The sequence below is a fragment of the Leisingera sp. SS27 genome (assembly GCF_028368855.1).
In the GTDB taxonomy this organism is placed as follows: domain Bacteria; phylum Pseudomonadota; class Alphaproteobacteria; order Rhodobacterales; family Rhodobacteraceae; genus Leisingera.
On sequence record NZ_JAQNCY010000013.1, the window covers coordinates 62,744 to 88,733 of the forward strand.

26 protein-coding genes are annotated in these 25,990 nt (G+C 64.9%); 17 read left to right on the top strand and 9 right to left on the bottom strand.

The window, feature by feature from the left end:
* The first annotated feature begins 21 nt into the window (after positions 1 to 21).
* The 3 genes from N6L27_RS20040 to mdoH are packed head-to-tail and all read left to right on the top strand — an operon-like array spanning position 22 to position 4,663.
* Positions 22 to 1,284 (top strand): OpgC family protein, encoded by a 1,263-nt coding sequence (locus N6L27_RS20040; RefSeq protein ID WP_271909208.1) that lies wholly within the window; start codon positions 22 to 24, stop codon positions 1,282 to 1,284.
* Positions 1,281 to 2,789, top strand: coding sequence for a glucan biosynthesis protein (locus tag N6L27_RS20045; RefSeq protein WP_271909209.1), 1,509 nt, complete (start codon positions 1,281 to 1,283; stop codon positions 2,787 to 2,789). Before N6L27_RS20040 ends, N6L27_RS20045 begins: the two co-directional genes overlap by 4 nt.
* Positions 2,786 to 4,663: a glucans biosynthesis glucosyltransferase MdoH gene (gene mdoH / locus N6L27_RS20050; RefSeq protein ID WP_271909210.1), complete on the top strand. Its 1,878-nt coding sequence runs from the start codon at positions 2,786 to 2,788 to the stop codon at positions 4,661 to 4,663. The genes N6L27_RS20045 and mdoH overlap by 4 nt, the downstream gene beginning before the upstream one ends.
* Positions 4,664 to 4,893: 230 nt before the next feature.
* On the opposite strand, the gene N6L27_RS20055 is transcribed toward mdoH, so the two are convergent.
* Positions 4,894 to 5,739, bottom strand: coding sequence for an alpha/beta fold hydrolase (locus N6L27_RS20055; protein WP_271909249.1), 846 nt, complete (start codon positions 5,737 to 5,739; stop codon positions 4,894 to 4,896).
* Positions 5,736 to 6,209: a rhodanese-like domain-containing protein gene (locus N6L27_RS20060; protein WP_271909211.1), complete on the bottom strand. Its 474-nt coding sequence runs from the start codon at positions 6,207 to 6,209 to the stop codon at positions 5,736 to 5,738. Before N6L27_RS20060 ends, N6L27_RS20055 begins: the two co-directional genes overlap by 4 nt.
* Before the next feature lie 43 nt (positions 6,210 to 6,252).
* Here N6L27_RS20060 and N6L27_RS20065 point away from each other — a divergent pair, with 43 nt between their 5' ends.
* From N6L27_RS20065 to selD, 8 genes are read left to right on the top strand one after another with little or no spacing between them, the layout of a single operon-like run.
* Positions 6,253 to 6,420, top strand: a complete 168-nt coding sequence (locus tag N6L27_RS20065) for a hypothetical protein (protein WP_271909212.1) — start codon at positions 6,253 to 6,255, stop codon at positions 6,418 to 6,420.
* 44 nt (positions 6,421 to 6,464) lie between these two features.
* On the top strand, positions 6,465 to 9,326 hold the full coding sequence (locus N6L27_RS20070) for a monovalent cation/H+ antiporter subunit A (RefSeq protein WP_271909213.1): 2,862 nt from the start codon (positions 6,465 to 6,467) through the stop codon (positions 9,324 to 9,326).
* A gap of 2 nt (positions 9,327 to 9,328) precedes the next feature.
* Positions 9,329 to 9,682, top strand: coding sequence for a Na+/H+ antiporter subunit C (locus N6L27_RS20075; protein WP_039182262.1), 354 nt, complete (start codon positions 9,329 to 9,331; stop codon positions 9,680 to 9,682).
* Positions 9,682 to 11,220 (top strand): monovalent cation/H+ antiporter subunit D, encoded by a 1,539-nt coding sequence (locus N6L27_RS20080; protein ID WP_271909250.1) that lies wholly within the window; start codon positions 9,682 to 9,684, stop codon positions 11,218 to 11,220. Before N6L27_RS20075 ends, N6L27_RS20080 begins: the two co-directional genes overlap by 1 nt.
* Positions 11,217 to 11,714 carry a Na+/H+ antiporter subunit E gene (locus N6L27_RS20085; RefSeq protein WP_271909214.1) on the top strand — a complete coding sequence of 166 codons (498 nt, stop codon included), beginning with the start codon at positions 11,217 to 11,219 and terminating at the stop codon, positions 11,712 to 11,714. The genes N6L27_RS20080 and N6L27_RS20085 overlap by 4 nt, the downstream gene beginning before the upstream one ends.
* The gene (locus tag N6L27_RS20090; protein WP_019295814.1) at positions 11,711 to 11,980 is read left to right on the top strand and encodes a K+/H+ antiporter subunit F; all 270 of its coding nucleotides are present in this window, start codon (positions 11,711 to 11,713) and stop codon (positions 11,978 to 11,980) included. The genes N6L27_RS20085 and N6L27_RS20090 overlap by 4 nt, the downstream gene beginning before the upstream one ends.
* Before the next feature lie 11 nt (positions 11,981 to 11,991).
* Entirely contained in the window at positions 11,992 to 12,393 is a 402-nt protein-coding gene (locus N6L27_RS20095) for a Na+/H+ antiporter subunit G (RefSeq protein ID WP_271909215.1), read from the top strand.
* 30 nt (positions 12,394 to 12,423) lie between these two features.
* Positions 12,424 to 14,586, top strand: a complete 2,163-nt coding sequence (selD, locus tag N6L27_RS20100; protein WP_271909251.1) for a selenide, water dikinase SelD — start codon at positions 12,424 to 12,426, stop codon at positions 14,584 to 14,586.
* An 80-nt stretch (positions 14,587 to 14,666) separates the two neighbouring features.
* Here selD and mnmH read toward each other — a convergent pair whose 3' ends face one another.
* Positions 14,667 to 15,719, bottom strand: a complete 1,053-nt coding sequence (gene mnmH, locus N6L27_RS20105; RefSeq protein WP_271909216.1) for a tRNA 2-selenouridine(34) synthase MnmH — start codon at positions 15,717 to 15,719, stop codon at positions 14,667 to 14,669.
* 162 nt (positions 15,720 to 15,881) lie between these two features.
* On the opposite strand from mnmH, the gene N6L27_RS20110 reads away from it, so the two are divergent.
* The gene (locus tag N6L27_RS20110; RefSeq protein ID WP_271909252.1) at positions 15,882 to 16,373 is read left to right on the top strand and encodes a MarR family winged helix-turn-helix transcriptional regulator; all 492 of its coding nucleotides are present in this window, start codon (positions 15,882 to 15,884) and stop codon (positions 16,371 to 16,373) included.
* A gap of 3 nt (positions 16,374 to 16,376) precedes the next feature.
* Here the strand turns inward: N6L27_RS20110 and N6L27_RS20115 are convergent, their stop codons facing one another.
* Complete coding sequence (locus N6L27_RS20115; protein WP_271909217.1) at positions 16,377 to 17,066, bottom strand: SOS response-associated peptidase; 690 nt, start codon at positions 17,064 to 17,066, stop codon at positions 16,377 to 16,379.
* Between the two features lie 89 nt (positions 17,067 to 17,155).
* On the opposite strand from N6L27_RS20115, the gene N6L27_RS20120 reads away from it, so the two are divergent.
* On the top strand, positions 17,156 to 18,901 hold the full coding sequence (locus tag N6L27_RS20120; protein WP_271909218.1) for a tetratricopeptide repeat-containing sulfotransferase family protein: 1,746 nt from the start codon (positions 17,156 to 17,158) through the stop codon (positions 18,899 to 18,901).
* Positions 18,902 to 18,910: 9 nt separating this feature from the next.
* Here the strand turns inward: N6L27_RS20120 and N6L27_RS20125 are convergent, their stop codons facing one another.
* Both N6L27_RS20125 and N6L27_RS20130 read right to left on the bottom strand, forming a co-directional pair.
* The gene (locus tag N6L27_RS20125; protein WP_271909219.1) at positions 18,911 to 19,219 is read right to left on the bottom strand and encodes a J-domain-containing protein; all 309 of its coding nucleotides are present in this window, start codon (positions 19,217 to 19,219) and stop codon (positions 18,911 to 18,913) included.
* Between the two features lie 161 nt (positions 19,220 to 19,380).
* Positions 19,381 to 20,961, bottom strand: a complete 1,581-nt coding sequence (locus N6L27_RS20130; protein WP_271909220.1) for a bifunctional metallophosphatase/5'-nucleotidase — start codon at positions 20,959 to 20,961, stop codon at positions 19,381 to 19,383.
* A gap of 162 nt (positions 20,962 to 21,123) precedes the next feature.
* Here N6L27_RS20130 and N6L27_RS20135 point away from each other — a divergent pair, with 162 nt between their 5' ends.
* The 3 genes from N6L27_RS20135 to arsC are packed head-to-tail and all read left to right on the top strand — an operon-like array spanning position 21,124 to position 22,855.
* Positions 21,124 to 21,462: a DUF952 domain-containing protein gene (locus N6L27_RS20135; RefSeq protein ID WP_271909221.1), complete on the top strand. Its 339-nt coding sequence runs from the start codon at positions 21,124 to 21,126 to the stop codon at positions 21,460 to 21,462.
* Positions 21,459 to 22,517: a quinone-dependent dihydroorotate dehydrogenase gene (locus tag N6L27_RS20140; protein ID WP_271909222.1), complete on the top strand. Its 1,059-nt coding sequence runs from the start codon at positions 21,459 to 21,461 to the stop codon at positions 22,515 to 22,517. Before N6L27_RS20135 ends, N6L27_RS20140 begins: the two co-directional genes overlap by 4 nt.
* A complete protein-coding gene (gene arsC / locus N6L27_RS20145) occupies positions 22,514 to 22,855 on the top strand; it encodes an arsenate reductase (glutaredoxin) (protein WP_271909223.1) in 342 nt (113 codons plus the stop codon). The genes N6L27_RS20140 and arsC overlap by 4 nt, the downstream gene beginning before the upstream one ends.
* Before the next feature lie 111 nt (positions 22,856 to 22,966).
* Here arsC and N6L27_RS20150 read toward each other — a convergent pair whose 3' ends face one another.
* From N6L27_RS20150 to N6L27_RS20160, 3 genes are read right to left on the bottom strand one after another with little or no spacing between them, the layout of a single operon-like run.
* On the bottom strand, positions 22,967 to 24,286 hold the full coding sequence (locus tag N6L27_RS20150) for an MATE family efflux transporter (RefSeq protein ID WP_271909224.1): 1,320 nt from the start codon (positions 24,284 to 24,286) through the stop codon (positions 22,967 to 22,969).
* A gap of 4 nt (positions 24,287 to 24,290) precedes the next feature.
* Positions 24,291 to 24,809 (bottom strand): PaaI family thioesterase, encoded by a 519-nt coding sequence (locus tag N6L27_RS20155; protein ID WP_271909225.1) that lies wholly within the window; start codon positions 24,807 to 24,809, stop codon positions 24,291 to 24,293.
* A complete protein-coding gene (locus N6L27_RS20160) occupies positions 24,806 to 25,228 on the bottom strand; it encodes a PaaI family thioesterase (protein ID WP_019295800.1) in 423 nt (140 codons plus the stop codon). The genes N6L27_RS20155 and N6L27_RS20160 overlap by 4 nt, the downstream gene beginning before the upstream one ends.
* A gap of 123 nt (positions 25,229 to 25,351) precedes the next feature.
* Between N6L27_RS20160 and N6L27_RS20165 the strand changes: the two genes are divergently transcribed.
* Positions 25,352 to 25,717 carry a MerR family transcriptional regulator gene (locus tag N6L27_RS20165; protein ID WP_271909226.1) on the top strand — a complete coding sequence of 122 codons (366 nt, stop codon included), beginning with the start codon at positions 25,352 to 25,354 and terminating at the stop codon, positions 25,715 to 25,717.
* The last annotated feature ends 273 nt before the right edge of the window (positions 25,718 to 25,990 follow it).

The following is a 25,990-nucleotide window of genomic DNA, read 5'->3' on the forward strand; positions in this document are numbered from 1 at the left end:
CTTCAAGGACCAAAACGACCAATGTCCAGCGTTGCGCCCTTCCCCGGGCCTCAGAAAGACCCCAGTGCTGCCAACCGCGCAGCGCCCCCGCCGCAAGCGGCCCAGCCGCGCGTCCGCGACCCGCGGCTCGACTTCTACCGCGGCATCGCGATGTTCATCATCCTGGTGGCGCATGTCCCGGGCAACCGCTGGGCCAGCTGGATCCCGGCCCGCTTCGGCTTCTCCGACGCAACCGAGATCTTTGTCTTCTGCTCCGGCATGGCCTCGGCCATTGCCTTCGGCGGCTCTTATGCCAAGCAAGGCTGGTTTCTGGGCACCGCCAGGGTGCTGTTTCGCTGCTGGCAGGTGTTCTGGGCCCACATCGGCCTGTTTGTCTTCATTGCTGTCTCCATGGCTGCCATCGACCTCTATGGCGGGTTTGAAAAAAGCTACGTGAACTCGCTGAATCTGGGTCATTTCTTCAAGGATCCGATGACCCAGCTGGTGGGGCTCTTCACCCTCACCTATGTGCCGAACTACTTCGACATCCTGCCGATGTACCTGGTAGTTCTGCTGCTGATGCCACTGATGATGGGGCTGGAGAAGGCGGGCCTGTGGACCGTAGCCGCCGCCAGTGTCCTGATCTGGCTTACTGCCAACCCTTACATCATCGGCCTAGGCCCGGACGGCATCTCCTTCATGGCGGAACCCTGGTCGGAGCGTGAATGGTTTTTCAATCCGCTCGGCTGGCAGCTGCTGTTCTTCACAGGCTTTGCGTTCATGAAAGGCTGGCTGCCTGCACCGCCGGTCTCCAAGGCGCTGGTGATCCTGGCCGCCGCATTCCTGATCCTCTCCGCCCCCTTCGGCTCCTGGAAAGTCTTCCTGTGGGTGGAAGCGGCGAACAAAGATCTGGCCAGCCTGATCCGCCCCACCTGGGAGATCACTGCGGAGTGGCGCGAGAAGACCGACTTCGGCCTGCTGCGCTATGCCCATTTCCTGTCGCTGGCTTATCTGGGCTGGGTGGCCGCGGGCACCGGCGGCAAGCGGCTCATTGCCACCGGCCATTCGCTGGCTGCGCGCATCTGGGCAGTTTTGCTGAAACTGATCACCAAGGTCGGCCAGCAATCGCTTGCGGTGTTTGTTTTTTCAATGGCTCTGGCCCGTTTCATCGGCTTTGCGCTTGACCAGACCGACCGCGCGGTTATGACCACGGCATTCGCCAACCTGGTTGGCTTTTTCCTAATCATTGTCTGCGCTTACACCGCAGCTTGGTTCAAGTCGCAACCTTGGAGAGCCAAGCGATGAGCTATTTTTCCCGCCGCACATTCCTGGCTGCAGCATTGGGCAGCACCGCCCTAGCAGCATTGCCCGGCACGGCCAGTGAAGCCGTGCCGTTCACCCGCGACATCGTGGTTGCCAAGGCCCGCGCCCTGGCCGCCGCGGATTATGCCGAACGCCCCACCGTGCCGAAGGACTGGCTGGATCAGTCCTATGATGATTACAAGGCCCGCTGGTTCCGCACCAAGGATGCGCTTTGGTCCGGGACAGACCGCAGCTACAACGTCGATTTCTTCCTGCCCGGCCTCTATTTCCCGCGCGCCATCCAGATCAACACAGTGGCAAACGGATTGTCTGCCCGGGTGCCCTTCGACCTGTCGCTCTTCGACAAATCCGACAAGGCGCCGGATCTGACCACCGAAGGCGACTTGGGTTACTCCGGCCTGCGCCTGCGCACCGAGCAGTCCGAACCCGGCAAGAAGACCGAATTCTGCGTCTTCCAGGGCGCCAGCTACTTCCGCGCCATCGGCACCGGCAACGCCTACGGTCAGTCGGCCCGCGGCCTGGCGCTCAAGACCGCCGACCCGGAAGGCGAGGAGTTCCCCGAATTCATCGAATTCTGGCTGGAGGCCCCTGCCCCCGGCCAGCGCCACATGGTGGTGCATGCGCTGATGGACTCGCCCTCCGTCACCGGCGCCTACCGCTTTACCATCACCCCCGGCAGCAGCGCCGTGATGGATGTGGAGGCAACGCTGTTTGCCCGCGAAGACCTGACCCACGCAGGCCTCGCGCCGCTCACCTCGATGTTCCTGTTCGACGCCAAGAACCGCCACGACTTCGACGATTTCCGCCCGGCGGTGCACGACACCGACGGCCTGCTGGTGCAAAACGGCAATGGCGAGACCCTGTGGCGGCCGCTCTCCAACCCGAAACGCCTGCAAGTGTCGTCATTCGTTGACGAAAACCCGCGCGGCTTCGGCCTGATGCAGCGTGCCCGCAAGCTGTCGGACTTCAACGACCTCGAAGCCTTTTACCACAAACGCCCCTGCCTGTGGGTCGAACCCAAGCAGGACTGGGGCAAAGGTGCCGTTACCCTGGTGGAAATCCCAGCGGACAAGGAAATTTACGACAACATCGTCGCCTACTGGCGCCCGCGTGAGCCCTATGCAAAGGGAAGCGAGATCAGGCTCGACTACCGCCTCACCTGGGGCAGCGAACCGTCCCTGCCCCTGCCGCGTGTGCTGTCCACCGCCGAGGGCGCCCGCATCTTCGGCGGGCCGGGCCGGATCATCACCATCGACTTCGATTCGCACCCGCTGCTCGACGGCGATCCGGAGGATCTTGACGTTCACATCCACTCTCCCCATGTGGCCGCCAGCGACGGCGTGCTGCAGCGCAATCCGGAAACGGGCGGCATGCGCCTCGCTTTCTACTTCGATCCCGAAGACCGGGATCACATCGAATTTCGCGCCCAGCTCAGGAAAGACGGCAACCCCGCTTCCGAGGTCTGGCTTTACAGGTGGACCGCATGACCGCATGTGATCTGATGCCCCCGGAACAGCCCTTGGCGATGCCGGAACAGGACTTCAGCAAGGACTTCCGTGATGCTGAAGCCCCAGGCGCCGCCGCGCCGCGTCAGGTGGCACTCTGGCGCCTGCTGGCGTTTTCGCCTGCGATGGCCGCAACCGGTGTCCTGACCTGGGTCATGGGCGGCTGGTTCACCGATGGCGGCTTCTCGGTGCTGGAGACGATCCTGCTGGCGCTGATCGCCTTCAACTTCTTCTGGATCGCCTTCACCGTCTCTACCGTGCTCTTGGGCCTCTACAGCCTCTCGCGCCGCGAGCGCACCGCCAGCCGCGGCGCTGCCCGCCCGATGAAGGTGGCACTCCTGATGCCGGTCTACAACGAGGTGCCCTGGTATGTGCTGGGCAACGCCCAGACCATGCTGCAGGAACTGCACGGCCGCGGCGGCCTGCACGAGTACGCAATGTTCATCCTGTCGGATACCCGCGACGACGCCATTGCCGCGCAGGAGCGCGCCAGCGTCGAGGCGCTGCGCACCATGCTGCCGGAAGGCACCGAGCTTTACTACCGCCGCCGCGACGACAACGAGGGCCGCAAAGTCGGCAATATCTCCGACTGGGTGCGCCGCTGGGGCGCAGGCTATGAGGCGATGCTGGTGCTGGACGCCGACAGCCTGATGACCGGCCGCGCCATCGCCCGGCTGGCGGATGCGCTGGCCCGCGACCCCGGCGCCGGCCTGATCCAGAGCTACCCGCAGCTGATTGGCGCCCAATCCGTCTTTGGCCGCATGCAGCAGTTTGCCAATGGCGTCTATGGGCTCGCGCTGGCCGAGGGCCTGGCCCGCTGGGCCGGCCACGAGGGCAACTACTGGGGCCACAACGCCATCATCCGCACCCGCGCCTTTGCCGCCTGCGCCGGCCTGCCGCTGCTGCGCTCGCGCTTCGGCGGCGGCGGGAAGCTGATCATGAGCCACGATTTCGTCGAGGCAGGCCTCTTGCGCCGGGCCGGCTGGTCAGTGCGCTTCCTGCCGCGCATCCGCGGCTCTTATGAGGAAACGCCCGCCACCCTGATCGACCACATCCTGCGCGACCGCCGCTGGTGCCAGGGCAACCTGCAACACCTGAACCTGCTGCACGCCAAGGGCTTTCGCGCGATCTCCCGCTTCCACCTGTTTGCAGGCGCGATCGGTTACCTCATGGCGCCGGTCTGGTTTGCGCTGCTGGTTCTTTGGGCCGTGATCGGCCGCAGCGAAGAGGCGTCTGTGATCAGCTACTTCAGCGAGGCTAACCCCTTCCGCCCCAGCTGGCCGGACATGTCCGAGCCCAAGCATGTGCTGGTGATCATTCTGATCTACGCAATGCTGCTGGCGCCCAAGATGCTGGCCGCAATGGCGCTGCCGCTGACCGGCAGCCGGTTTTCCGAATACGGCGGCCCGGTGCATTTCGCGCTGTCCTTTGTATCCGAGGTGGTGCTGGCCATTCTCTATGCGCCGATCCTGATGGTGCAGCAGATGATCGCGGTGTTCCGCACCGCCCTTGGCCTGCAGCGCGGCTGGGCGCCGCAGGCGCGTGATGGCGGCAGCTACTCGCTGCGCACGCTGGCCACCTGCCACGCGCTGGAAACCGTCAGCGGTGTTGCGCTCTGGGCGGGGATCCTGACCGGAACCGTGTCGCTGTGGCTGGCGCCCATCGCCTTGTCGCTGGTGCTGGCGGTGCCGCTCTCGGCGCTCTCCGGTGTCAAGACCGTGAACCGCATCCGCAACTGGATGGCCACGCGCGAGGAGTTCACTGAACCCCAGATCACCCGCGCCGCCCGTGCCGCCCGCGCCGACCTGAAAGCCCTACTCGACGGCAGCAACGCCCGCGGAACCCCGGCAGAGTAAACGCCGAAAACACGGAACTCCCGCGCCCGCAGGATGCCCCGGCTGTTGCCGGGACCCCTTGGCGGCCTTGGGCCCGGCGCCGCGCTCACGCGCGGCGCGGCCGGCGGCGAACGCAACCGCAGCGCGCCCGGAAGGGCGCGCTGCCCGGCCCAACGCTTTGACCTGCAAATCTCTGATTTCAGGGCCAAAGCGGCGGGAGCCCGCCTCCCCTGCCGGACATGCCATCTGCCTCAGCGCACCGCGGGCTGATCCTCGAACCAGTCTGCCATCAGCGCGGCCCAGCCTTTGGGCACCGAATGTCCGCCGTCAAACAGCACCAGTTCAATATCCGCACCCGGCCCGCAGTCCCAGCGGCGGCGCATCAGGCTATTGGCGCTCCACGCCTTGTCCGGCGCATGAGAGGCGCAAGCATTGGCCTCACGCCAGACCTCCAGCGCGGCAAAGGCATCGCCCTGCTCAAACCGCCCGCCGCCCAGGATGCGCCCCTCCAGCGGCACCACCTCGTCGCGCCATCCATGCACCTGCAGCAGCCGCACCGGCCCCTCGCAGCGCTCCGGCTGCGGCCGCCAGAACGCCCCGGACACCGGCGCATAACCGGCAAAGGCAGCCGGGTCGCGGCAGGCCAGATAATGCACCATGAACGCGCCTGCGGAGAACCCGGCCAGAACAGTCTGCGAACGGGACGTGCCGAACATTTCTGCCGCATCCGCAAGCACCGCAGCAAAGAAGGCGCCCTCATCACGCCCGCCGGTAAAGGGGCCAAAGCCCCAGGACTGCGGACCGCTGCCGTCGCGCTTCAGCCCCTCTGGCGCGATCACCGCATAGCCGCGCTGCGTCAGCCCCGCCACCATGTCCCGGTTGCGAAGAACGCTGCTGCCGCTGCCGCCATAGCCATGCAGGAACATCACCACCGGCACGGCACCGCCTTCAGCTTCCCGTTCCGGCAGCACGATATGGTAGGCGCCCGCCTCCACATTGCAGGCGGTCTGCACATCCCCGCAGCCCGCTGAGGCCGCACTGCCCAGAACCGCGGCGATGACCGCAGCACCGGCTGCCTTTCCCAGCCCCCGCATCATCCGTTCCACCGCGCCACCGGCAGGTTGCCCGCGATCCATCCCGGCCCCGCTGCAGAGCCCAGCATCCCCTCGGGCACGTCGATCACATGGGTAAAGCCTGCCTCCGTCAGGGCCAGCGTCATCCGCGCCGAGCGCACACCACGGGCACAGATCAGCGCCACAGGAACGGACCGGTCGGGCCCCGCAACCTGCTGCAGGGCGGCAATGAAATCCTCCCGCCGCATGTCGATCTGATGGCTGCCCACCGGCACCCCGGACGCCCGCCATTCCTGCGGCGTGCGGACATCCACCAGAAGGATCTCCCCCGCCTGCGCCTGGCCATAGGCCTCAGCCGCGCTCAGCCGCGGATGGCTGTGATCCGGCGGCTGGCGGCGCTGCCACCAGAAGCCAAAACCAGCCGCCGCCGCAGTGCCTCCCAGCAGCATCAGCCGCCGGGTGAGCTTCGGGTTCCCTGGTTCCACGTCTGCCATCCTGCCTCCGCTGCCGCTTGTTCCTCACCGGTCTAGCAGCCCGATGGCCATTGATCACCAGAAACAGGCAGAATCCGCCGGTCAAGTTCTTGTTATTGCGCGCCTGCTGCCCAATTATGCCCGTAACGAGCGTATTCACTCTGCCTTTGGCTGCGGCATTCCCGCCGCAATCGGGGCGGCAGGGGTGGTTCTGAGCAACAAAATTGCTTAGCACTGGTCCAAAAACGACGCGCCAACCCGACAGGAGACTTGCACGTGTCCCTTTTCCTGATTGCGGCCCTGCCCTTTATCGGAGCCGTCTTCCCCGCGCTATTGATCCGCGCCGGACGCAATGCGGCCGCCTCCGCTGCCGGGCTGACCACCCTGCTCGCCTTCATAGGGCTGATGCTGCACATCCCCGCCGTGTTCCGCGGTGAGACGGTTTTTGCCGCTGTGGACTGGCTGCCCGCGCTTGGCCTTAACGCGCATTTCTTCCTTGATGGCCTTGGTTTCCTGTTTGCCGCAATGATCCTGGGCATCGGCCTCCTGATCATCCTTTATGCCCGCTACTACCTGTCGCGCGAAGATCCGATGGGCCAGTTCTATAGCTACCTTCTGCTGTTCCAGGGCGCGATGGTGGGCATCGTTCTGTCCGACAACATCCTGCTGCTGCTGGTGTTCTGGGAACTGACCTCGCTCAGCTCCTTTCTGCTGATCGGTTACTGGAAGCACCTGCCCGAAGGCCGCCAGGGCGCGCGCATGGCGCTGACCGTCACCGGCTCCGGCGGGCTGGCGATGATTGCCGGCATGCTGATGCTGGGCCACATCGCGGGCTCCTACGACCTCAGCGTGATCCTGCAGAACAAGGACACGATCCAATCCTCGGACCTTTACCTGCCGGCGCTGATCCTGATCCTCTTGGGTGCCTTCACCAAATCGGCGCAGTTCCCCTTCCACTTCTGGCTGCCGCACGCAATGGCCGCCCCGACCCCGGTTTCGGCCTATCTTCACTCCGCCACCATGGTAAAGGCCGGGCTGTTCCTGATGGCCCGCCTGTGGCCGGTGCTGGCCGGCACGCCGGAGTGGTTCTATATCGTTGCCACCACCGGCCTTGTGACCATGCTGCTGGGCGCGGTGATTGCGCTCTTCAAGGATGACCTCAAGGCTCTGCTGGCGTTCTCCACCGTCAGCCACCTGGGCCTGATCACCATGCTCCTGGGCTTTGGCACCAAGATCGCCGCGGTGGCTGCAGTGTTCCACATCATCAACCACGCTACTTTCAAGGCCGCGCTGTTCATGACCGCGGGCATCGTCGACCATGAGGCGGGCACCCGTGACATCAAACGCCTTGGCGGCTTGCGCCACCTGATGCCCGTCACCTTCACCATCGGCGCGGTGGCCGCACTGTCAATGGCCGGCATCCCGCCTCTCAACGGCTTCCTTTCCAAAGAAATGATGCTGGAGGAAACCTCCCACACCATCTGGAACGGCTCGCATCTGCTTGTGCCCGCCCTGGCAACTGTGGCGGCGCTGTTCTCCGCTGCCTATTCCTTCCGCTTCATCGCCCATGTCTTCCTCGGGCAAAAGCGCGAGGATTACCCCGCCCACCCGCATGACCCGAACACTGGCATGTGGATCGGCCCGGCCTTCCTGGTGCTTCTGGTGGTGCTGATCGGCCTCGCCTCGGCCAAGATCGCCGGCCCGATGGTCGCCACTGCCGCCGGCGCCGTCATTGGCGGCGGCGAGCTGCCCTATTACTCGCTCAAGCTCTGGCACGGGCTGACCCCGGCGCTTTGTATGTCGGTGGCGGCTGTCATCGGCGGCCTGGTCCTGCTTGCCCTGCACGCCCCCCTGCAGCGGACCTGGAACGCTCTGCCCCGGCCTGAGGCCAAGACCATTTTCGAGGCACTCATCGGCGCCTTCACCCGGCTCAGCCAGTTCGTGACCGAAGGACTGCACAACGGTGTCCTCACCCGTTACGCGGCCATCATGATCACCTTCACCGTGGCGATCAGCTATTTCGCTTACCGCGGCGGGACATTGGGAGCTGAAACCCGACAGATGCAGGACCCGGGCGCGCTGCCGGTTGTCGGCTGGTTCGCCCTGGTGGTCGCAACCCTGTTCATCGTCGCCAAGCACCGCAACCGCCTGCTGTCGCTGGTGCTCATCGGCGTGGTGGGCCTCGTGGTCTCTATGTCCTTCAACTACCTCTCGGCCCCTGACCTGGCGCTGACCCAGATCTCGGTTGAGGTGGTGACGATCATCCTGATGCTGCTGGCCTTGAATTTCATGCCCAAGGAAACCCCGGTTGAGACCCCGGCCCTCACCCGCCTCCGCGACGGCGCAATTGCAGTGGTGGCAGGCCTTGGCGCCGGCGGGCTGATCTATGCGCTCCTGATGCGGGACTTTGCCTTCCCGACCATCTCGGACTTCCACCTCGCCAATTCTTACAAGGGCGGCGGCGGCACCAATGTGGTGAACGTGATCCTGGTCGACTTCCGCGGCTATGACACCTTTGGCGAGATCATCGTGCTGGGCATCGCCGCGATGGTGATCTTTGCCCTGACAGAGGCGGTGCTCGGCTCCAAAGTCCGGGCCTATCTGCTGAACCGCAAGCCCGACCTGCCGCAGGCGGGCGACGCCCATCCGCTGATGATGGTGGTGGCCACCCGGGTGATGATGCCGCTGGCGCTGATGGTCGCCGCCTACATCTTCTTCCGCGGCCACAACCTGCCAGGCGGCGGCTTTATTGCCGGCCTGGTTGCCGCCATCGCCATCATCATGCAGTACATGGCCTCCGGCTTTGCCTGGGCGACCGAGCGGCAGCGCTATCCCTACCACGCCATCATCGGCTCCGGCGTGCTGATCGCCGCCGCCACCGGCATGGGCGCCTGGTTCAACGGAAAGCCGTTCCTGACCAGCGATTTCGGCTACCTGCACTGGCCGCCGCTGGAGGAATTCGAATGGGCCACTGCCGCCCTCTTTGACCTCGGCGTCTTTCTGGCCGTGGTCGGTGCGGTGCTGCTGGCGCTGGAAAGCCTGTCGCGCTTTGCCTGGCAGCCGGGGATCAGTTCTGAGCACGCAATGGACATCAACCCGGCCCGCGACGAAGCGGCCAAGACCGGGACGGAGGGATAACCATGGAACTTCTCGTTGCCTCTGCCGTGGGCATCCTGACGGCGGCAGGTGTCTACCTGATCCTGCGCCGCCGCAGCTTCCCGGTGATCCTGGGCCTGTCGCTGCTGACCTATGCGGTCAATGTGTTCCTGTTTGCCACCGGCAGGCTGGTCACCGGCGCGCCGCCGATCCTCAACAAGTATGAGGAGGTCGCCTATACTGATCCGCTGCCGCAGGCGCTGGTGCTCACGGCCATCGTGATCTCCTTCGGCATGACCGCCGTGGTGGTGATGATCGCGCTGGGGGCGTATCTGTCGTCCCGTGACGACGCTACCGCAATGCCGGTTGAGGCAGACGGCGCCGAGGAGGAGGCATGATGGAACACCTGCTGATCGCACCGGTGGTTCTGCCCGCCCTTGTTGCGCCCTTCATCATCATGGTGCTGCGCCACCACCTGGACCTTCAACGGATCTTCTCGCTGGCGAGTGCGGTGCTGCTGGCAGGCGTCACCCTGGCGCTGGCCGCACAGGCCGCCGATGGCACCGTCAAAGTCTACGAACTCGGCGACTGGCCCGCGCCCTTCGGCATCGTCCTGGTGCTGGACCGGCTGTCGGCGATGATGATCGTTCTGACCTCGCTCCTGGCCCTGCCGGTGCTGCTCTATGCCATCGGATCCGGATGGGACACCCGCGGCAGTAACTTCCACGCGCTGTTCCAGTTCCAGCTGATGGGCATCATGGGCGCCTTCCTGACCGGCGACGCCTTTAACCTGTTTGTCTTCTTCGAAGTGCTGCTCATCGCCTCCTACGGGCTGATGATCCATTCCGGCGGCACCCGGAGGTTTCAGGCAGGCGTGCAGTATGTGGTGTTCAACCTCCTGGGCTCCACCCTGTTCCTGTTTGCGCTCGGCACGCTCTATTCCGTCACCGGCACCCTGAACATGGCCGACCTCGCCGTGAAGGTCGCCCAGATCCCGGCGGAGGACACCGCCCTCCTGCGTGTCGGCGCGGTGATGCTTCTGCTGGTATTTGCCATCAAGGCATCCCTCCTGCCGCTGCACTTCTGGCTGCCCTCGGCCTATGCCAACGCGCCTATGCCAGTGGCGGCGCTCTTTGCCATCATGACCAAGGTCGGCGCCTATTCGATCCTGCGCATCTACACGCTGGTCTTCGGCCCCGAGGTCGAGGCCACCGCAGGCCTGACCGAAAGCTGGCTGCTGCCCGCGGCCCTCCTGACCCTCGGCGCCGGCGCCATCGGTGTCCTCGGCTCCAAAAAGCTGGGCCGCCTCGCCGCCTTTGGCGCCATTGCCTCCATGGGCACGCTGCTGATTGCCATTTCGCTGTTCACCCAGACCGCCGCCGCAGCCGCGCTTTACTATCTGGTGCACTCCACCCTCGCCGCGGCGCTCTTGTTCCTGGTCGCCGATCTGGTGATGGAGCGTCAGGGCCAGTGGATCCTGCCGCAGCTGCCGATGCCGCAGACCGGACTGATCTCGGCCCTGTTCTTTGCCGCCGCAATCGCATTGGCGGGGATGCCGCCGCTGTCGGGCTTCCTGGGCAAACTGCTGGTGCTGGACGCCACCCGCGGCGCCGCGCTGGCCCCTTGGATCTGGGGTGTGATCCTGCTGGGATCGCTTGTCACCATCATCGGCATGGCGCGTGCAGGCTCGCTCCTGTTCTGGAAAGGCCACGGCCTGCCACCTGAGGATACGGACACCAGCGCAGAGCCGCCCGTTGACACTTTGCCCGCCCGGCCGGCACAGCTGCCCTTCGTGGCCTGCTTCGGCCTGCTTGGCGGACTGGTGGCGCTCACCGTTTTTGCAGGTCCCGCCACCCGCTATGCTGAGGCAACGGCGGCGCAGCTCTATGCGCCGTCGGCCTATATCGACACCGTTCTGGGGAGGACCGCGGAATGAAACTGATCTGGCGGCTGTTCCCGCACCCGTTTCTCACCCTTCTGCTGACCCTCACCTGGCTGCTGATGGTGAACCGCTGGTCGCTGAACTCCCTGGTCTTCGGCTTCCTGCTGGGGGTGGTGATCCCCTTCGTGACCCAGCCCTACTGGCCCAACCGCCCCAACCTGCGGCGCCCGCTCAAGATCGCGGAATACATTCTGGTGGTGCTACTGGACATCGTGCAGGCCAATATCATTGTCGCCCGCATCGTGCTGTTCAAACCTAACGCCGACCGCCGCCCCAACTGGATCACCGTCCCGCTGGACCTGAAAACACCGGAGGCAATCACTGCGCTGGCGGGCACCATCACCATGACCCCTGGCACCCTCTCGGCAGATGTCTCGGATGAGGGCCACGCCCTGCTGGTGCACTGCCTCGATGCCCCCAACCCCGACGCGGTCCGGGATGAGATCAAACAGCGCTACGAGCGCCGGCTGATGGAGATTTTCGAATGATCGAAAGCGCTGCCACCTTCGCCTTTGCCTGCTTCGCGCTCGCCATGCTGATGAACCTCTGGAAGGTCGTCACCGCCCCCGATGTGGCCGACCGGATCCTGGCGCTCGATACCATGTTCATCAACGCCATCGCCCTGATGGTGCTTTACGGTATGGCACTGGGAACCGAGATCTTCTTTGAGGCTGCGATGATCATCGCCATGCTCGGCTTTGTCTCCACCGTGGCCTACGCGCGCTTCATCCTGCGCGGCAACATCATCGAGTAAGGGGCAGAAAGATGGAAACCCTGTTTGAATTCCTCGTCGCCGCCTTCCTGGTAACCGCCGGCATATTCGGTATTGTCGGCTCCTACGGGCTGATCAAGCTGAACGACCAGATGTCGCGGCTGCACGCGCCGACCAAGGCCACGACCCTTGGCGTCGGCGGGGTGCTGCTGGCCTCCATGCTGCACGCCGCCGCGTTTGAGAAATACTTCTCCTACCATGAGCTGATGATCACCCTGTTCCTGTTCCTGACCGCACCGATCACGGCAAATTTCATTGCCAAGGTGCATATCCACCGGCAGGAAACCCGCGCCACAATGCCCGAGGCCGGCGGCGATGATCATTGGGCCACCCATGACACGCCCGAGGACGAGGAACGCCGCCACGCGGAACAAACCCCGCCTGCCGAAGACTGAAAGCCCATACCCAGGAAGGCCTGACCCGTGATCGACACTTCCCGCCTGCCGCTGACCCGTGACCTGGTTCTGGTGGGCGGCGGCCATACCCACGCGCTGGTCTTGCGCAAATGGGGGATGAAGCCCCTGCCCGGCGCCCGGCTGACGGTCATCAATCCCGGCCCCTCGGCGCCCTATTCCGGCATGCTGCCCGGCTTCGTTGCAGGCCACTACCAGAGGGACGAACTGGACATCGACCTCGTGCGCCTCGCCCGTTTTGCCGGCGCCCGCGTCGTGCTGGGCGCGGCTGAACACATCGACACAGCTGCCCGGCTGGTGCATGTGCCGGACCGCCCGCCGATTGCCTATGACGTGGCCTCGATCGACATCGGCATCACCTCCGCCATGCCGGATCTGCCGGGCTTTGCTGACCACGGCATCCCGGCCAAGCCGCTGGGCCGCTTCGCCGCCCGCTGGGCCGCCTTCCGCGAAAACGACGGCCCCGCCCATGTCGCGGTGATCGGCGGCGGTGTTGCCGGGGTGGAGCTGATCCTCGCCATGGCCTACGCGCTGCGCGCCCGCGGCCGCCTCGCCCAGGCAACACTGATTGATAGCGACGAGGCATTGCGCGCGATTGGCACAAAGGCGCGCCAGACCCTGCGCCGCGCCCTGGTGGAACACGGTGTGCGGCTGGAGGAAAACGCCAGAATCGATTGCATTGAAGACGGCTACATCACGCTGCAGGACGGCCGCGAGATCCTGTCGGACTTCACCACCGGCGCCGCCGGCGCCCGCCCGTATGACTGGCTGGCGGACAGCGGCCTGGACCTGCAGGACGGCTTCATCCGCGTCGGCGAAACCCTGCAAAGCTCCGCCGCCAATGTCTTTGCCGCCGGCGACTGCGCCCATATGGCGTTTGCCCCGCGCCCCAAGGCGGGCGTCTATGCCGTTAGGCAATCGCCGGTGCTCTATCACAACCTCCGCGCGCTGCTGACCGGCGATCCCCAGCGCAAATACCGTCCGCAGAAGGATTATCTGAAACTGATCTCCATGGGCTCCAAGGAGGCGCTTGGCGAACGTTTCGGCACCCCCCTCTCCGGTTCGCTGATGTGGACGTGGAAGGACAGAATCGATCAGGCTTTCATGGAGAAGTTCCGCGACCTGCCCGCCATGGATGCACCGGACCTGCCCGCCGAGCACACCCTTGATATGGAGCAGGCACTGGGGGACAAGCCCATGTGCGGCGGCTGCGGCGCCAAGGTCGGCCGCGACGCGCTGCTCGGCACGCTTGCAGGAATTGGCAGCACGAACCGAGAGGATATTACGCCTTTGCCCGGCGATGATGCGGCGCTGCTGACCACCGGCGGCGTCAAACAGGTGATCAGCACCGACCACCTGCGCAGCTTCACCAACGACCCTGTGCTGATGACCCGCATCGCCGCCGTGCACGCGCTTGGCGACATCTGGGCCATGGGGGCGGAACCGCAGGCCGCCACCGCCAACCTGATCCTGCCGCGCATGTCGCCGGCCCTGCAGGCCCGCACCCTGGCAGAGATCATGGATGCCGCCTCTGCCGTCATGCAAAACGCCGGCGCCGCTATCATCGGCGGCCACACCTCGCTGGGGGATGAGCTGACCATCGGCTTCACCGTCACCGGCCTCTGCCCCCGCCCCGCCATCACCCTCGCAGGCGCGCAACCCGGCGATGCGCTGATACTGACCAAGCCCCTCGGCTCCGGCGTTCTGATGGCCGCAGAGATGGCCGGCGAGGCCAAGGGAGACTGGGTGGCGGCTGCGCTGGAGCAGATGAGTCAGCCGCAGGGCACCGCCGCCCGCATCCTGCAGGAGGCACATGCAATGACCGATGTGACCGGCTTCGGCCTCCTGGGCCATCTGCTGGGCATCTGCGAAGCGTCCCGCACCGGGGCAGAGCTGTCCGCCGGCAAGATCCCCCTGATGCAAGGCGCGGCGGAACTTGCGGACCGCGGCATCCGCTCCACACTGTTTCCCGCCAACCAGGCCGCCCTGCCGGAGCTGACGACAACCGGCTGGCAGGATCTGCTGTTCGATCCGCAAACCGCCGGCGGCCTGCTGGCAGCTGTGTCCCCCGGTCAGGCAGATGAACTGCTGGCGCAGCTCACCGCAGCCGGATACCCGGCCGCCCTCATCGGCAGGGTCACGGAAATTTCCGGCAAGATCACCCTCAGCACCTGACCGCCGCGCGCCAGCGCGGCGCCACGCCCAACGGGAGCGGGGCCGCGCAGAGGCACCGGCGACGGGCGGGAGAGCCTCTGTCAGAGACCGGACATGACCTCCGCCACCTGCACTGCGGCGGCATTCAGGCCTTCTTCATCCAGCGCATCGGCTTCGACAGTGGCGGCGACCTCCGCGCCAATAGCTGCGCGGGACTTGCGGTAGGCGGGATCGTAATGCTCCACCATCAGCGCCTCGGTCAGGGCCGCCTTGTCGCCTGCCTCGATGCTGGCAAACCAGCCGTCCACCACCGCGCCGGAGCGGTGGGCGCGCAGCGGGCCCAGCTTCTCGCGCAGCCGCTCCGCATCTGACAGGATGTCATCGTAAGCCCGCACCAAGTAGCCGCAGCGCGCGGCCACCGGCACCTGCAGTTCGATCCGCGGGGCCTGCTTCATCGCGTCCCAGACCGCAGGCGGAATGATCCGCTGGCCGATCTTGCTGGATTCTGCCTCCACCAGTACCGGGCGGGCCGGGTCCAGCTTCATCAGCGCACCTGCCAAGGCGGACTCGAACCCCTTCTGGGAGGGCTGAGGCGTCGGCATATCCCCCAGCAAGGAGCCGCGGTGATTGGCCAACCCTTCCAGGTCCAGCACCTGAACACCCAGCTTTCCTGCGCGCTTCAGCACCTCTGTCTTGGCAGATCCGGTATAGCCGTCCAGCGCCACCAGCCTATAAGGCAGCGCGGATTGATAGAGCGCCGCGTTCACCAGACGGCGGTAGCTCTGATAGCCGCCCTCCACCACTTCCGCACGCCAGCCGATCTGCTGCAGCATCCAGGTGAAGGACCCCGACCGCTGGCCGCCGCGCCAGCAGTAGACCAGCGGCTTCCAGCCGCCCTCGAAGTGGCTCAGGCTCTGTTCGATATGATTGGCGGCATTGCGGAACACCAAGGCCGCCCCCAGCTTGCGCGCCTTGAAGGGGCTGTCCTGCACATAAATCGTGCCGACCTCCGCCCGCTCCTCATTGTTCAGCACTGGCAGGCTGATCGCCCCCGGCACATGATCCTCGGCATATTCCGCCGGGCTGCGCACGTCGATCACGGTGTCGAACCCGTGAGCGTAGAAGTCTTGCAATGAGGTGAATTTCAGCGCCATGGCCCATGCCTACCGCGCCCCATGCGCAAGGAAAAGCCGCAAATGCTGCCGCCGCGGCGATAAGTCTTGCGCGCATTGCGCACAGGGCGCTATGGCATGCCTCGCGAACAGACCACTCCCGCGAAATATGCCGGGATCCAGACCGCCAAGGACCAGAAGGCCATGACGACCGACCCGTTGGACATCCACTCCCTGCCCGGCCACCTGATCCGGCGGCTGCACCAGATTTCCGTGGCCCGGTTCATGGACCATATGGCCGCAGAGGGCGTTGACCTCACCCCGGTGCAATTCTCTGCCATGGCCGCAATCCACCGCCACCCCGGCATCGATCAAGCCTCGGTTGCGGGTCTCATTGCCTACGACCGCGCCACCCTGGGCAAAGTGGTGGACCGGCTGGTGGACAAGGGGCTGGTGCAGCGATGCGTCTCCAAGGCCGACCGCCGTGCCCGCGAGGTCAGCCTGACCCGGGACGGCGAGGCCCTGCTGGAGCACATCCTGCCCATCGTGCGGGCCTCCCAGCCCGGCATTCTGACCGGCCTTACGCAAGCCGAGCAGGAAACCTTCGTGGCGCTGCTGCAAAAGGCGACGCTGGCAGGCAACGACCTCAGCCGCGCACCGCAGCGCGACCTGCCCGCCCGTCACGCCGCCGAGTAGTCTTCAGATCAGCTGCCCGCGCGGGATATCCTCCTCTCCGAACGGCTCGATCAGCTCCGGCCCCTCGGCGCGGTTGGAGTTCACCGCCGGATCAACCCGGTGGTAGTCCAGCACGCCCTCCGCCCCCGGCTGCATCAGCCGGGCCGCGCCATGGCCCTCCTCCCCCAGCCATTTGCCCCAATCCCCGGGCTCCAGGATCAGCGGCATCCGGTGGTGGATGCCAGACAGCCCCTGATTGGCGGCCGTGGTGACAATGGCGCAGGTCTTGACCGGATCAGCATCGCCCCAGCTCTGCCACACGGCGGCAAAGGCGATGGGCGCCGCATCGCTGCGATAGATAAACCAGGGCAGCCGGGCGCCCGCCTCCGACTTGGTCCATTCGTAAAACCCGGTGGCCGGGATCAGGCAGCGCCGCTCGCGGGCTGCGGCGGCAAAGGCGGGTTTTTCCGAAATCGTCTCGGCCCGTGCGTTGATCAGCAACGGCCCGGCACTCTCGCTCTTGTACCAATGCGGCAGGAACCCCCAGCGCATGGAGACCAGCTGCCGCCCGGCCCCACCTGCCTGCACAACATGCACCGGGTTTGTCGGGCAGGCGTTGTAATCGGGCACCCGGGGCAGATTATTGGCGGGCTGCGCCGCAAACAGCTGCGCCATTGCATCCGCCGGCAGGGTTATGGCAAATCGTCCGCACATGCTGATTTCTAACCCGGGCTGCGGCGCAGATGCAAAGCCTCCCTGGGCCACCGCTTTCAGCCGCCCTGACAGGATGATAGATAGGCCTCATGACTCTTCAGAACGATCTCCAGTCCGCCCTGGGTTTTCTCAACCAGGGCAAGTTCAAACAGGCGCTGAAACAGTCCAAGGGCGGCATGAAGCGGTACAAGAGTCACCCGGATTTCCCCAATATCGCCGGCATCTGCCTGTCAGGCCTGGGCAAACACCGCGATGCTGTGCCTTACTTCAAGAAGGCGCTGGCGCTGGCCCCAGGATTTCACGACGCCCGCAAGAATATGGCACAGACACTCTTGTTCCTGCAGCAGGGCGACACCGCCATGAAACTGGTCGAACGCGTCCTGAAGGACCAGCCCGGCGATCAGGCGGCCCATTATCTGAAAGCACAGGCCCAATTGGTCCTCAATGATGCCGAAGCGGCCATTGAAACCGCAACTGCAGCCCTCGCACGCGACGCCCGCCAGCCCCGTATGCTGCGCCTGAGGGCAACAGCCTGGAACACCCTTGGCGACGAAAAAGCCATGCTGGCGGATTATCAGGCCGCCCTGAAGATCGACCCGAACGATGCAGACGCCCTGCAAAACATCAGCCTGCCGCTGGCCCGCCTGATGCGCCAGGAAGAGGCCACCGCAGCCGCTGAGAAAGCCGTGGCCGTTGCCCCCCGGAACGTGGAGGCGCGGCGGCGGCTGGCAAGCCAGCTGATTTCCAACGGCGAATCTGATGCGGCGCGCGAGCAGTGCCTGGCCCTGATGGAGCTGGATCCCAAGGACACCCAGGTGCTGGAAATGCTGGCCCGGATCAGCAGCCGAGAGCAGAACGCAGAACTGCTGCCCGTGGCGCAAAAGGCGCTGAAGGCCGCCGCGCCCCGGTCGATGGACCGTGCGAACGTCAGCTTTGCTCTCGCCCGGATCGCCGACCAGGCGGGTGACAAGGACGCCTTCGCCGCCCACAACGACGAGGCCAACGCCTGTATGGCCGCGCAGACCCCCTACGACTACGAAGAGAGCGAGCGCCAGTTCACCCGGATCGTGGCCGCCTTCCCGGATCAGATCACCCCGGCGGATACTGCGCCGGAAGGCCCCCGCCCGATCTATGTGGTTGGGATGCCGCGCTCCGGCACGACCCTGACGGAAACCGTGATCGGCCTGCACCCGGATGTGTTCCCACTGGGCGAGCGCGGCGTGCCGGCCTTCCTGCTGCATCCCTATCTGGACAAGGATCAGGACTTCACGTCTGAGGCCGCCCGCACCTTCGTGGCAGAGGACATCAGCCGCCTGCCAGAGATGCCCGAAAGCACCGCGGCCTATGTCGACAAAATGCCCGACAACTACCGCCTGCTGGGCCACCTTGGCACCGCCTACCCGGATGCACGGTTTGTTCATCTTTGCCGCGACCCGCGCGATGTGGCGCTGTCGATCTGGCGCGGTTATTTCTCCGGCAGCTCGCTCACCTATGCCTATGACCTGAGGGCGATGGCGCACCGCTTCAATCTTTATGGCCAGCTGATGCAGCACTGGCGGCAGGTGATGCCGGGGCGGATCTATGATCTGCGCTATGAGGACTTCGTTGCCGATATTGAGGGCGAAAGCCGCAAGCTGGCGGACTTCTGCGGCCTCACTTGGGTCGAGGACATGGCCCACCCGGAACGGCACGAGGGCCAGGTTCTGACGCTGTCGAACACCCAGGTCCGCCAGACGGCGCACACCCGCTCGATCGGCAAATGGGAGAAATACGCCGATGTCCTGGCGCCGTTCATCGACGGGCTGAACCCGGAAATCTGGCCGGAAATCAAGTGATAACAGGGCCTACTTGCAGTAGGCCTTGCGCGCGATCTCGATCCGCGCGTCCATCATCGACATCTCTTTCAGGATCTCCTGCCGGCGGCTGCGGTCGCCGGCCTCGCGCAGCTCCGTCCGCAGGCGCTGCAATTCGCGCGACAGGCTCACGAACTCCGGCATCCCGCCGCTTTCGCGTACCAGCCGGTTCACCAGCTCATTCTCCGGATCATCGCATTTGGGCAGCGGCTTGCCTGCGCCCTGCAGATTGTCAAAGGCGCCGTCCTTCTCGGCGGCTTCAATGCGGGCGTTGATGAGGTCGATCAGCGGGTGGTCCATGCGCCCATTCTGCCATGTGCGCGCGGCCGACGGAAGCCCTGTGCGGCAGTTAAGGAATTGGCCGTAAAGCTTACCAATCCCTCAAAATAATGCGGCAGCATCCTTGCCCGAATGTTTCGCGCGCGAAACATTCGGGCCGAAACGGACCTATTTAAAGCCACTTATTTCACCTGCGAAATCCGCCCGTCGGTATAGGGCGTATAGGGCCCCTGCGCGGCCAGGTACTCCGCCAGCACATCCGCCAAGTCGGGACCAAAGTCATAGGCGTTCTTGTCGTCGCCCTCGAACATCGCATAGCCGTCGCCGCCGTTGCGGACGTAATCGTTGGTGACAACCACATAGGTCTTGGCCGGGTCAATGGGCACAAAGCTCTCGCCATCTGCCACCATCACCTCGGTGACGCGGCCCGCATTCGGCGCAGCTGAGCTGTCCCAGCTGAACTTGAGCCCCGCCACCTGCGGGAAGCGGCCTTTGACATCCTCTACCTGGCTGACACCATTCTCCAGCGCCGCGACCAGCGTCTTGCCGTCGATCTGGAAGGTCGAGAGCGTGTTCTGGAACGGCAGGATGGTCAGCACCTCGCCCATGGTGACCTCGCCCGCATCCAGGCTCGCCCGGATACCGCCGGAGTTGGCAATGGCAATGGTCACGCCCTGATCCTTCACCCGGTCGAGCATTGCATCGGCCACCAGATTGCCCATCGGACACTCCTGCACCCGGCACACATCACGGCTGCCTTCGATGGGTTCTGCGGCCTCTGCCACCACCTTGTTGCGGATCTCGTCCAGCGGCTGGGCCAGCTCCGCGATCCGGTCAAGGGTGGCCGCATCCTCGTTGACGGCGGCGTCCATGATCAGCGGCTCGCCTGAGGCGCTGACAACTTTGCCTGCATCGTCAAATGTCACATTCAGCTCGCCCAGGAACTTGCCATAGGCATAGGCCTGCACAATCTGCACCCCGTTCACCACGGTCGGATACGGCCCTGCGGCCTTCTCAGAGGTGTTGGAGAGGTAGGTATTCGAGTGCCCGCCGACGATCACATCCACACCCGTGGTTTCCGCCGCCACCCGCTGGTCGACGCCATAGCCGGAATGGCTGAGGACCACGATCTTGTTCACACCCTCGGCAGTCAGCCTGTCGACCTCCGCCTGCACCGCCACCACGGGATCGGAGAAATGAACGTTCTTGCCGGGGCTTGCCAGCTCATGCGTGTCCTCCGGCGTCAGGCCGATCAGGCCAATCTTCTCGCCACCCCGCTCGATCACCGTGGATTTCTTCAGCACATCCGCCAGCGACGGCTCCTGAGACACATCCGCGTTCGACATCAGGACCGGAAAGCCCACCGCATCCATGAACCCGCGCAGCACCTCCGGCCCGTCGTCGAACTCATGGTTGCCGACGGTCATCCCGTCATAGCCCAGCTTGGTCATGAATTCCGCCGCGGCCTTGCCCTTGTAGTAGGTATAAAACAGCGAGCCCTGGAACTGGTCGCCGCCATCCACCAGGATCGCATTCTCCGCCCGCGCCCGCGCGTCCGCGATCGCCGTCACCAGCCGCGCGGTGCCGCCAAAGCACTTGCCCTCAGCCTGATCCTCCGCGTCGCAGGTGCTGTCGTATTTGTTGATCGGCTCAAACCGCGAATGGAAATCGTTGGTGTGCAGGATGGTCAGCTTGTACTCCGCCGCCGCGCTGCCGGCAGTCAGGGCCAGGGCTGCAACCGGTGTGAGAATGCGTGCAATCATGAGGAGCGCTCCCGTTGTTCTGTTTTAAGAGGAGCCTGCGCCCAAACCCCGCGCCGGTCAAAGGGGAAAAGCCGCCCCGTTGCCTCCCCTTGCGTCAGCTTTGCACAGGTGCTGCCGCCAATCCCCCTTGATTCATCTGCCAACGCAGGGCATCAGGCCGATATGCTGATTTACAAGATTTTCCGGGCGGACGAATGGGCCGCGCTGCAGGCCGCGGGCGAGACCAGCGGCGCGCCGATTGATGTTGCGGACGGCTACGTCCATTTCTCCACCGCCACCCAGGCGGCGGAAACCGCGGCCAAGCATTTCGCTGGTGCCGAGGGGCTGACGCTGCTGGCCTGTGACGCACATGCAATGGGCGCGGACCTGAAGTGGGAAGTGTCCCGCGGCGGCGCGGAGTTCCCGCATCTTTACCGCAATATCCGCATGCCGGATGTGGTCTGGGCCAAACCCCTGCCGCTGGTCGAGGGCACCCATCAGTTTCCGGAGGAGATGGCATGAAGCTGACTGAAAAGCTGGCTCTGGCGGCGTTGCACAAGGTGGACCCCGAGGCCGCGCATGGTCTGTCAATCAAAGCGCTGACCATGGGACTGACGCCAACCCCCGGCCCGGTTACCTCTGCGCGGCTCAAAACCACGCTGGCGGGGATCGACCTGCCGAACCCGGTGGGGCTGGCCGCAGGATTTGACAAGAACGCCGATGCGCTGGCGCCGCTGTCAAAATCCGGCTTCGGTTTCATCGAGGTGGGCGCGGCAACGCCCCGCCCGCAGCCCGGCAACCCAAAGCCGCGCCTGTTCCGCCTGACAGAAGACAAGGCAGCGATCAACCGCTTCGGCTTCAACAATGAGGGCATGGAGGCGATTGGCGCCCGGCTGGCGCAGCGCTCGCATGATGCGGTCATTGGCTTGAACCTCGGCGCCAACAAGGACAGCGAAGACCGCGCCGCGGATTTCGCCAAGGTGCTGGCCCATTGCGGCGCGCATCTGGATTTTGCGACCGTCAACGTGTCCTCCCCCAACACCGAGAAACTGCGCGACCTGCAGGGCAAGGCGGCGCTCACGGCGCTGCTGGCCGGTGTGATCGAGACCCGCGAGGGCCTCAGCCACCGGGTGCCAGTGTTCCTAAAGATCGCGCCGGATCTGGACCGTACGGGGATTGAGGATATTGCCGCCGTCGCACTGGAAACCGGCATCGACGCGGTGATTGCCACCAACACCACCCTGTCGCGCGACGGTTTGCGCAGCCCTCATAAGGGTGAGGCCGGCGGCCTCTCCGGCGCGCCGCTGTTTGAGAAATCCACCCGGGTTCTGGCGCAGCTGTCGGAGCTGCTGGAGGGCAAGGTGCCGCTGGTTGGCGTCGGCGGCATCAGCACGGCAGAGCAGGCCTACGCCAAGATCTGCGCCGGGGCCTCAGCCGTGCAACTCTATACCGCGATGGTCTATGGCGGGCTGTCGCTGGCCGGGGACATTGCCCGCGGGCTGGATGGATTGTTGGCGCGCGACGGGTTTGACAACGTCGCGCAAGCGGTTGGGACCAAACGGAAGGATTGGCTGTGATCACCTATTGGCATTACCCGAAATGCTCCAAATCCCGCGCAGGGCTTGCGCTGATCGAAGACCGCGGCGCAGAGGTGCAGACGCGCGTTTACCTGGAAGATGCGCCCTCAGTTGAGGAATTGAAGGCGGTGCAAGCTGCGCTTGGCGTCTCTGCGGCGGAGATGATGCGGAAAGGCGAAAAGGTGTTCAAGGAGCTGGGTCTTTCCAAGGACAGCGCTGAGGAGGAACTGCTGGCCGCGATGGCCGCGCATCCGATCCTGATCGAGCGCCCGATTGCCATCAAGGACGGCAAGGCGGTGATCGGCCGGCCGACCGAGGCAATCGAAGCGCTGCTCTGACCGTTTCCCGGCGCGGGAAACGGCCAAAAATCCTGCGAGGGTTTTTGGGTGCGCAGCACCCGTTTTCCGCGCCGGAAAACGGGCCGGAATTCTCGCAGAATTCCGGCTGGCTCAAGTGCCCACATGCGCCTCCAGCCGCGGGTAGCGCAGGCCCAGCGTCACGCCGCGGGCGATGTTCAGCACAATCAGCGATGCCCAGAGCCCATGGTTGCCAAAGGCCGGCACCAGCACCAGCAGTGCCGTAACGTAGATGGCCACCGATTGCAGCATTGCCCGCCGCATGTCGCGGGTCCAGGTGGCGCCGATGTAGATGCCGTCGAACATGTAGCTGGCCACGCTGAGGATTGGCAGCACCGCAGCCCAGATCAGGAACACCTGCCCCGCCTCGCGAACGTCCGGCGACGTGGACATGAGGTCGATCAGCCAGGGACCTCCGGCAGCGAAGGCGATGCCCAGCAGGACCGCTCCCCCCGCACCCCATTGCGACGTCACCACGGCAGCCCGGCGCACGCGGGCCCGCGCCTTGGCCCCGACGGCACCGCCCACCAAAGCCTCAGCCGAGAAGGCAAAGCCATCGAGTGCAAAGGCGGTGATCTCGACAAATTGCAGCAGGATCTGGTTGGCAGCGAGGTTCACATCGCCGATGCCGGAGCCGATGAACAGAAAGGTGGTGAAAGACCCGGTCAGCAGCACCGAGCGCACCATGATGTCGCCGTTCACCTGCATCATCCGTTTGAGCCGCGCCGGATCAAACACCCGCGCCCAGTCGCGCCACTGGTCGCCGGCAAAGGCATCCCGGCACAGGTACAGCCCCAGCGCCAGCCCGGTCCATTCGGCGATCAGCGTGGCGATGGCGACGCCCTCCACGCCCCAGCCAAAACCCAGCACGAACCACAGGTCCAGCACGATGTTCAGCCCGTTCATCCAGACCTGCAGCAGGAACACGCCGCGGGTGCGCTCCACCGCGATCAGCCAGCCGGTGACCGCATAAAGCGCGATGGTGGCGGGGGCGCCCCAGATGCGGATCTGCAGGTAATCACGGGCCAGGCTTTCAACCCCGGCACTGGCGGGTGCCAGCGCAAAGGCACCCCAGAACACCGCGCCTTGCGCGATGATGAAGACAGCACCGGCGGCAAAGGCCAGGAGCAGCCCGCGCATCAGAAGTGCGCCGGTTTCCCCCCAATCCCCCGCCCCGCGCGCCTGCGCGGCGAGACCTGTGGTGCCCATGCGCAGGAACCCGAAGATCCAGTAGATCGTCGCCAGAATCACCGCGCCGATGCCCACTGCGCCAATCGGCGCAGCCTCGCCCATCTGGCCGACCACGCCGGTGTCCACAGCGCCGAGGATCGGCACCGTGGCGTTCGACAGTACAATCGGCAAAGCAATCTTGAGCACCCGGGAATGGGTGATCTCCGTGTCCGCGCTGGTCATCCGTTCAGCCGTCGCCGTTGTTGTCCTGCGGCATCAGGAAATGGCCCGTGGCCTGGGCAAACAGCTTGTCCTTGTGGTCCTGCCAGGCCTCCACATGCACCGAGGCATAGCGGCGCCCCGACCGGTTCACGCGGGCACGGGCATAGGCATCCCGAGGCAGGCCGGAGCGCAGGTAGTCGACGGTGAAATCGATGGTCTTGGGCTGGCGCGGCAGGTTGCCCTTGGCCATCTCCGCCGGGTCCAGATCGCCGTTTTCGATGCGCTGCCACAGGTGCGACCAGTTGAGCGTGATCATCGCGGTGATTTCCAGGAAAGCTGCCGTCACCCCGCCATGGATGGCGGGCAGGAACGGGTTGCCGATCAGCTTGTCGTCGAAATTCAGCACCGCCGTCAGCTCATCACCGCGGCGTTCGAAGGTGACGTTCAGAAACCGGATGTAGGGCACAGAATCCACCAGCGCTGACAAGGCTGCATCGCGGCGCTGCTTGACCACCTGGATCGGTTCGGGACGGGGGCGGCTCAAAACTTCTTCTCCACGGTAAAGGCGCCGGAGGCGGTGGCGACGGGGCGGTCCGTGTCCTCGTCCATCGCAACGGCGCGGACAAAGGCAACGGTGCGGGTGATGTGGTGGCAGGTGGCACGGGTGGTGATCGCCTGCCCCGGCGTTGCCGGGCGCATATAGTCGATGCGCAGGTCGATGGTGGCGGTGCCGCCGGGGGCGGACGGGTGGCTCATCACCGCTGCGCCGCAGCATGTGTCCATCAGGGCTGAGACCGCACCGCCGTGGATGACGCCGGTGGCGGGATCGCCGATCAGCTTTTCGTCATAGGCCATGCGGATCTCGGCCGTGCCGTCGCCGATCTCCGTCAGCTTCATTCCCAATTGCTTGGCGTGCGGAATCGCTTCGATGAACTGGCGCGCGAGGTCGGTCTTGTCGGCCATGAGGCTGTCCTTTGAAATCTCTGCCCCATCTTTGGCCCTGCGCCGGCAAAAGCGCAAGTGTGCCGCCGCGAAGGTTGCAACGTTCGCTGCAAGTGCATAGGTTCCCGGCGAGGGAGACGACGGATGACCGACAAAAGATTGTCATTCAAGGAAATGTGCGCTGAGTTCGAGGTCACGCCGCGGACGCTGCGCTACTATGAATACATCGAGCTTTTGCAGCCGGACCGCGAAGGCCGGTCCCGGTTTTATGGCGCGCGCGAGCGTGCCCGGATGAAGCTGATCCTGCGCGGGCGCAAGTTCGGCTTTCAGTTGGAAGAGATCCGCCAGTGGCTGCTGATCTATGAAAAAGAGGGCAACGACGCCCAGAACCACGCGTTCATGGAAATGGCCGACCGGCAGCTGGTGGAGCTGGAGAAGCAGCGCGAGCAGATCAACGAGGCGATTGAAGAGCTGAGCGAACTTCGGGAAAGCACCCGGGCGCTGCTGTAGCAGGCAGAACGCATCCCGACGGAATTCAAAACCCCGCCCTTCAGGCGGGGTTTTTCGTTTGCTAACTCAGCCGCCGGATTCGCCTGTTTCCAGGTGTGATCCTTCTCCAGGACCCGCGTGCGGAGCGCACCCCGGCGCATAACGTTACGTCACTTTATGTGCGCTTTGCGAACTTGTAACGCTCTGCAAAGTGACGCAACGTACAACTTACGTAAACGTAAAGTCAGTCTTGATCGAAATCCGAACTGCGCACAGCTTGGGGCTGCACCAAGC